Source organism: Actinospineispora spinosispora DSM 44797 (genome assembly GCF_000429025.1).
Taxonomy (GTDB): Bacteria; Actinomycetota; Actinomycetes; order Mycobacteriales; family Pseudonocardiaceae; genus Pseudonocardia; species Pseudonocardia spinosispora.
On record NZ_AUBB01000006.1, the window covers coordinates 761797 to 768735 of the forward strand.

The following is a 6939-nucleotide window of genomic DNA, read 5'->3' on the forward strand; positions in this document are numbered from 1 at the left end:
ACCCTCGGGGCGGCTCGCCGGAGAAGAAACTCACTCTGGTAGAGGCCCGTCCTTGCGCGAACGAGGGTCGTATTCTGGTCACCGACACGAGATACTGAATCAATTCACTTATCGTTCAAGTCACCCAGAGGACGGACCTTCATGACCGGTGATCCCGACCAGGACGGCCCCGGCCAGGACACCATGGCCGCGCACGCGGGTGTGGTGTCCGAGTCCGCCCACACCGCGCTGCGCGCCGACATCAGGCGCCTCGGCAGCCTGCTCGGCGACACGCTCGTCCAGCACGGCGGCGACGAGCTGCTGGAGCTGGTCGAGCAGGTGCGCAGACTGTCCCGCGCGGCCGCCAAGGGAATGACCGACAGCGCGACCGAGCTGGACGAGGTGCTCGCCAGGGTCGACCCGGGCACCGCGACCCAGCTGGCCAGGGCATTCACCACGTTCTTCCTGCTGGCGAACGTCGCGGAGCAGCTGCATCGGTCCCGCGAGCTGCACGACGGCGAGCAGGACGACCAGCTGACCGACCTGGTCCGCCGGCTCGTCGAGGAGGTCGGCGGTGAGGCACTGGGTGAGGTGCTGGACCGCACCGAGCTGCGCCCGGTGTTCACCGCGCACCCGACGGAGGCGTCCCGCCAGTCGGTGCTCGGCATCCTGCGCCGCGTCGCCGAGGTACTCGACCGGGGCGAGTCCGACCTCAGGTCGCAGCGCAGGCTCGGCGAGCTGATCGACCTGCTCTGGCAGACCGACGAGATCCGCCCCGGCAAGCCGACGGTCGCGGACGAGACCCGTTCGATCGCCTACTACCTGGAGCGGCTCGGCCAGGCGACCGTGCCGAACGTGCTGGAACAGCTGGACATCGCGCTGGAGGAGTCCGGGCTGCGGCTGTCGGAGCGGGCCCGGCCGATCCAGCTGGGCTGCTGGGTGGGCGGCGACCGGGACGGCAACCCGAACGTATCCCCCGCCGTGACGATGGACGCGCTGCGGCTCTACGCCGACCGAGCGTTGAAGATCCAGACCGCGTTGCTCGACCAGCTCGTCTTCGAGCTGGGTGTGTCCACTCGCATCGTCGGGGTGTCCGAGGGGATGCGCCGCTCGCTCGCCTCCGACCGCCGGCAGCTGCCCGAGGTCTACGACCGCTACATCCGGCTCAACGCCGAGGAGCCCTACCGGCTGAAGTGCTCCTACATCCTGGCCAGGCTGGCGAACACCCGCGAGCGGATCGCGGCCGGCCACGAGCACCGGCCGGGGCTGGACTACCTGGGCTCGGAGGAGTTCGTCGCCGACCTGGAGGTCATGGACGCATCGCTGCGTGGCCACCTCGGCGCCCGGATCGCCGGCGGCACCCTGGCCAGGGCACTGCGGGTGGCCAGGGCGATCGGGCTGCACCTCGCGGCGTTGGACGTCCGGGAGCACGCGGAGCGCCATCACGCCGCACTGGACGTCCTCTACCAGCAGGCGGGCGAGAACGGCTACGCCGAGCTGGACCCGGCCGGACGCACCGAGCGGCTGTCGGCCGAGCTGCTCGGCAGGCGACCGCTCACCGGCCGCCGGGAGCTTCCCGACGGTGAGGCGGCCGACGTACTCGCGGTGTTCGAGACGCTGCGCACGGCTCAGCGCACCTTCGGCGAGACCGCCGCGCACACCTACATCGTGTCGATGGCGCAGGGCGCCGACGACATCCTGGCGATCGCGGTCCTCGCCAGGGAGGCCGGGCTGCTGGCGGTCGACGGCGACGACACCTGGTCGGACCTGGACCTGGTGCCGCTGTTCGAGACGGCGACCGAGCTGAGCAAGGCCGGTGAGCTGCTGGACTCGCTGCTGTCCGACCCCGGCTACCGGCGGCTGGTGAAGGCCAGGGGTGACCTACAGGAGGTCATGCTCGGCTACTCGGACTCCAACAAGGACGCCGGTATCACGACGTCCCAGTGGGAGATCCACAAGGCCCAGCACCAGCTGCGCGACATCGCGGCGAAGCACCAGGTGCGGGTCCGGCTGTTCCACGGCAGGGGCGGATCGGTCGGGCGCGGGGGCGGGCCGGCGGCCGAAGCGGTCGCCGCGTCGCCGTACGGCGCGGTCGACGCCCGTATGAAGCTGACCGAGCAGGGTGAGGTCATCTCGGACAAGTACTCGCTGCCCGAGCTGGCCGGGCACAACCTGACGATCCTGCTCGCGGCGACCCTGGAAGCCACCCTCCTGCACCAGAGCTCCCGGGTGCCCGCCGCCGACCTGCGGCGCTGGAACGAGGCGATGGTCCTGATCAGCGATGCGGCGCAGGCCGCCTACCGCGACTTCGTCGGTCAGCCAGGGCTTCCGGAGTTCTTCACCTCGGCGACGCCGGTCGACGAACTAGGATTGTTGAACGTGGGTTCCCGCCCGTCGAAGCGCCCCGGCAGCGGGCAGGCCAGCCTGAGCGGTCTGCGCGCGATCCCCTGGGTGTTCGGCTGGACGCAGACCCGCATGGTGGTGCCCGGCTGGTACGGGCTCGGCACCGGGCTGGCCGCGGCGCGGGAGGCCGGGCTGGAGTCGACGCTGAAGGAGATGCGCGACTGGGCGTTCTTCCGCAACCTGCTCGGCAACGTCGAGATGACCCTGGCGAAGACGGACCTGCGGATCGCGGCCGGCTACGTCTCGACGCTCGTCGACCCGACTCTGCAACCGCTGTTCGACCTGGTCACCGCCGAGCACAACTGCACGTTGACCGAGGTGCTCGCGGTCACCGGCGACAATGCGCCGCTGGCCCGCTACCCCACGCTGCGCCGCACCCTGCAGGTGCGCGCGGCGTACCTGGAGCCGCTGCACCACCTGCAGATCTCGCTGCTGGCCCGGCAGCGTGACACTGCCGAACCCGACCCCGACCTGCAGCGGGCGTTGCTGTTGACGATCAACGGCATCGTCGCGGGTTTACGCAACACCGGATGAGACTCATGGTGAAGGGAAGTTCGATGCCCGACCTGTCCATCGCGACTCTCGGTCCGGCCAGGATCGACTCGCCGTTGGCCGGCATGCTCGACGCGTCACGTACCACGGAGCACTACGTCAACGAGGACGACCGGGTGCTGCTCGACGACACGCTCGCGCTGGCCTCCGCCAGGGGCGTCGCGGTCGACGAGCTTCCCAGCCTCGAACCCTGCGGGCCGCGCCGCAGGATCTTCTTCGACCCGTCGAAGACCAGGGTCGGCATCGTCACCTGCGGTGGTCTGTGTCCCGGGATGAACGACGTGGTGCGCGGCCTGGTGCGTAACCTGACCTACCAGTACGGCGTGCGCAGGGTGACCGGGTTCCGCAACGGCTACCAGGGCTTCATCGCCTCGTACGCGCACGACATCGTCGAGCTGACCCCGGACACCGTCGCCGAGATCACGGTCGAGGGCGGCACGGTCCTCGGCACCTCGCGCGGCCACCAGGACCCGCAGGAGATCGTCGACTGCCTGGAACGGCTCAACATCAACATGCTGTTCGTGGTCGGCGGCGACGGTTCGATGCGCGGCGCGATGCGGATCGCCGAGGTCGCTGCCGAGCGGGAGCTGAAGATCAGCGTCGTCGGTATCCCGAAGACGATCGACAACGACATCCCCTACATCGACCAGAGCTTCGGTTTCCAGACCGCGTTCTCCCGGGCTGCCGAGTCGATCCGCGCGGTCAACACCGAGGCGAAGTCGACGCCGAACGGTGTCGGCATCGTGAAGCTGATGGGCCGCCACTCCGGTTTCATCGCCGCCTACGCGGCGCTGGCCAACCATGACGCCGACGTCGTGCTGATCCCCGAGGTCCCGTTCGGTCTGGACGGACCCGACGGGCTGTTGGAGTACGTCCACCGCAGGGTCCGCGAGCGTGGGCACGCGGTCGTGGTGATCGCCGAGGGCGCCGGCCAGGAGCTGCTGACGTCCCCGACGATCGGTTCCGGCACCGACGCGTCCGGCAACACGAAGCTGCGCGACATCGGCACGCACCTGCGCGACCGCATCGGCGAGCACCTGGAGTCGGCGGGCATCACGCCGAACATCCGCTACATCGACCCGAGCTACGCGATCCGCAGCGTCCCGGCGAACGCCTACGACAAGGCGCTGTGCCTGCGACTGGCCTACAACGCGGTGCACGCCGCGATGGCCGGCAGGACGTCCATGGTGGTCGGCAGGCTGCGGAGGCGGTTCGTGCACATCCCGATGTCGTTGGCCGTCAGCAGGCGTAACCAGATCGACCCGCACGGCGATCTGTGGATGTCTGTCCTGGAGGCGACGGGGCAACCGGCGACGATCGGCGGCTCGGCCATAGGGCAGGATCACCGCGATATCGGAGCTGTCAAAGGGGTCGCATGACACAACTACCCGCTGGCCACGAGCCGATGCTGGTCACGATCGGTGACATCGGAGTGAGCCAGTCGTGGGTGGTGACACCGAGTGGGACACGCCCCGTCGGCGAGGTGCACTGGATGTTCACCGACATGTCCCGCACCACCGAGCGGATCCCCGCGTGGGCGATCGTGTGCACCGTCCTGTTCGTCTGGTTCTGCTTCCTCGGACTGTTGTTCCTGCTGGCCAAGGAGCAGCGCACGGAGGGCATGGTGCAGGTGATCGTGCAGGGTCCCGGGCTGGCGCACACGGTGTCGCTGCCGGTGTACTCGGTGAACCAGGTGATGGACTACAACCAGCGGGTCAACTACGCACGCTCGCTGAGCGCCGCCGCGCAATGACACCGCGTACCGCGCTGGTGGGATATGTGCTGGTCGCGGCGCTGATCGGCGAGCGAGGTCTCCCCACTGTATGTCCGTTCCGGCTGGCCGCCCGGCGATCTTGTCCGCTGTGCGGCACGTCGAGGGCCGTGGCGCGGGTGGCGCGGGGCGACCTGCGGGGTTCCCTCGACGCGAATCCGGTGGGCGTCGTGCTGCTCGGCTGGCTGATGTACTCGATACTCCACCGGCCACCGTGGCAGGCTCGCGACCATGTCACTCTCCGCTGACTCGACCTCCTTCCCGCCGCCCGCGCTACTGTTCGACCTGGACGGCACCCTGATCGACAGCGTGTACCAGCACGTGCTGGCCTGGCGCGAGGCGTTGAGCGACTTCGGTCTCGACGTGGCGATCTGGCGCCTGCACCGGCGCATCGGCATGAGCGGCGGGCTGTTCGTCACGGCCCTGCGCCGAGAGCTGGGCGGCACCCTGACCGATGAGCAGGTCGCCGAGCTGACCGAGGCGCACGCCCAGGCCTACGAGCGGCTGAAGCCGACGGTCCTGCCACTGCCCGGCGCCCGCGAGCTGCTGGCCGAGCTCACCGAGCAGCAGGTCGACTGGGCGATCGCCACGAGCGGTCTGTTCAGGGCCGCCGGCACCGCACTGAAGCTGCTGAACCTGCCCGAGGACACCCCGATGGTGACCAGGGACCAGGTGCGCCGAGCCAAGCCGGACCCGGACCTGTTCCTGACGGCGGCCGCGCGGATCAACGTGGACATCAGGCACGCCGTCGTAGTCGGCGACAGCGTGTGGGATCTGCTCGCGGCACGTCGTGCCGGCGCGCTCGGCGTCGGGCTGCTGTCCGGCGGCTACGGCCGGGACGAGCTGGAACGCGCCGGGGCCTACCGGGTGTACTCCGATCCCGCTGACCTTCTGGCGCACCTCGACGAGGTGGGTATCCGGCAGCGCTGATGCTCGAAGCACCGTGCGGGACGCGCTACGAGGTTGCCGGCGGGATGATGCTGTCGCACCGGTCCGGGCGCGGCGGCCCGCCGGTGGTGTTCCTGGCCGGCGGCGGGTTGTCCGGGCTCTACTACTGGAACGTGCACAACCTCGTCGCGGAGTTCACCACGAGCGTGGTCTACGACCGGCTCGGTCTGGGCTGGAGCGCCCCGGTGGCTCTTCCGCGAACCGGGACCCAGGTGACCGATGATCTGCACGAGCTGCTGCGCGCCGAGGCCGTGCCCGGCCCGTACATCCTGGTCGGGAACTCGCTGGGCGGCTTGTTCGCGCGTCACTACGCGAAGCGTTTCTCCGGCGAGGTCGCCGGTCTGGTTCTGCTCGACCCGACCCACGAGGACATCGCCGGGTACCTGCCGGAGGCGGCCGCGCAGCGGCTCAGGGAATGGAACACCGACGACGTGTTCCCGGCCGAGCAGATGGAGCCCCTACGGGCCAGGTATCCGGCCACGTTCGGCCGAGCGCTCGCCGACTGGCCGTCTGAGATCCGCGAACCGCTGCTGGACCAGGGTTTCAGCGACCTGAGTTTCCGGCAGTCTCTGCGGGAGCCGATGAACCTGCCGCTTCTGTTCGCCGAGATCCTTGACGCTGGGCCCGATCCGAAGGCGCCGCTGATCGTCGTGTCGGCGATGGGCACCGACGCGGTCGCGGCGGACCTGACGCCGCCCGACGCTCACGAAGCGGCCGCCGAGTCCGCGCATGCCAAGCAGCGCTTGTACCTGGACGTGAGAGCGGCTCACCCCCGGGCGGAAGTTCGCCGAGTGGATGACGCCGGGCATTCAGACATCGTCTGGCTCCGGCCGGACGCCGTGACTCAAGCGATCCGTGAGGTGCTGACCCGCAGATGATCGGAGGGGTTCCTCAGCGCCACCTGTCCGGGTAGCGAGCGCGCACTCGTGCACGGCATGGCCGCTGACACCCACGGCTCGCTGGTCCGCAGTGCGCTATTGGAGCGGAATAGTTGCCAGGTCGAGGATCGGTGGTGGTTTTCGGCGGGGCGTCTGTGTCGGGTCGAGCCATTTCGGTGGAATTATCGATGGATATCCATTGACCATGTCGATGGTCCATCCGGATTCGTGAACCATCCGGTGGTGTTGCCAGCAGAACATCGCCAGATTGTCGATATCGGTCTTACCGCCGTGCGCCCATGGGGTAAGGTGATGGACTTCGCAGTGGTGTGGCGGTTGGTCGCATCCCGGATGGGCGCAACCGCCGTCACGAGCAGTGATCGCTGCGCGCTGGGCCGGGGTCGCGGT

Annotated in this window: 7 protein-coding genes; 6 read left to right on the forward strand and 1 reads right to left on the reverse strand. The window is 69.2% G+C overall.

Annotated features, from left to right (window positions below; genetic code table 11):
* Positions 1–141 precede the first annotated feature (141 nt).
* From ppc to G406_RS0103775, 6 genes are read left to right on the forward strand one after another with little or no spacing between them, the layout of a single operon-like run.
* Complete coding sequence (ppc, locus tag G406_RS0103750) at positions 142–2916, forward strand: phosphoenolpyruvate carboxylase (RefSeq protein ID WP_169736586.1); 2775 nt, start codon at positions 142–144, stop codon at positions 2914–2916.
* A 23-nt stretch (positions 2917–2939) separates the two neighbouring features.
* A complete protein-coding gene (locus G406_RS44465) occupies positions 2940–4313 on the forward strand; it encodes an ATP-dependent 6-phosphofructokinase (protein WP_245606995.1) in 1374 nt (457 codons plus the stop codon).
* Positions 4310–4687, forward strand: a complete 378-nt coding sequence (locus G406_RS44470) for a hypothetical protein (protein ID WP_037074751.1) — start codon at positions 4310–4312, stop codon at positions 4685–4687. Before G406_RS44465 ends, G406_RS44470 begins: the two co-directional genes overlap by 4 nt.
* Positions 4684–4953, forward strand: a complete 270-nt coding sequence (locus G406_RS59645) for a DUF2752 domain-containing protein (RefSeq protein ID WP_028932769.1) — start codon at positions 4684–4686, stop codon at positions 4951–4953. The genes G406_RS44470 and G406_RS59645 overlap by 4 nt, the downstream gene beginning before the upstream one ends.
* Positions 4937–5635, forward strand: coding sequence for an HAD family hydrolase (locus tag G406_RS0103770; RefSeq protein ID WP_028932770.1), 699 nt, complete (start codon positions 4937–4939; stop codon positions 5633–5635). The genes G406_RS59645 and G406_RS0103770 overlap by 17 nt, the downstream gene beginning before the upstream one ends.
* The gene (locus G406_RS0103775; protein WP_037074754.1) at positions 5635–6531 is read left to right on the forward strand and encodes an alpha/beta fold hydrolase; all 897 of its coding nucleotides are present in this window, start codon (positions 5635–5637) and stop codon (positions 6529–6531) included. The genes G406_RS0103770 and G406_RS0103775 overlap by 1 nt, the downstream gene beginning before the upstream one ends.
* 96 nt (positions 6532–6627) lie before the next feature.
* On the opposite strand, the gene G406_RS59650 is transcribed toward G406_RS0103775, so the two are convergent.
* A complete protein-coding gene (locus tag G406_RS59650) occupies positions 6628–6912 on the reverse strand; it encodes an HNH endonuclease signature motif containing protein (RefSeq protein WP_084215728.1) in 285 nt (94 codons plus the stop codon).
* Positions 6913–6939: the final 27 nt, after the last annotated feature.

What these genes read in the sequence shown, in the direction of transcription:
- ppc (WP_169736586.1), top strand. Translation starts at nt 142, where the DNA reads ATGACCGGTGATCCCGACCAGGACGGCCCCGGCCAGGACACCATGGCC.
- G406_RS44465 (WP_245606995.1), top strand. Translation starts at nt 2,940, where the DNA reads ATGCCCGACCTGTCCATCGCGACTCTCGGTCCGGCCAGGATCGACTCG.
- G406_RS44470 (WP_037074751.1), top strand. Translation starts at nt 4,310, where the DNA reads ATGACACAACTACCCGCTGGCCACGAGCCGATGCTGGTCACGATCGGT.
- G406_RS59645 (WP_028932769.1), top strand. Translation starts at nt 4,684, where the DNA reads ATGACACCGCGTACCGCGCTGGTGGGATATGTGCTGGTCGCGGCGCTG.
- G406_RS0103770 (WP_028932770.1), top strand. Translation starts at nt 4,937, where the DNA reads ATGTCACTCTCCGCTGACTCGACCTCCTTCCCGCCGCCCGCGCTACTG.
- G406_RS0103775 (WP_037074754.1), top strand. Translation starts at nt 5,635, where the DNA reads ATGCTCGAAGCACCGTGCGGGACGCGCTACGAGGTTGCCGGCGGGATG.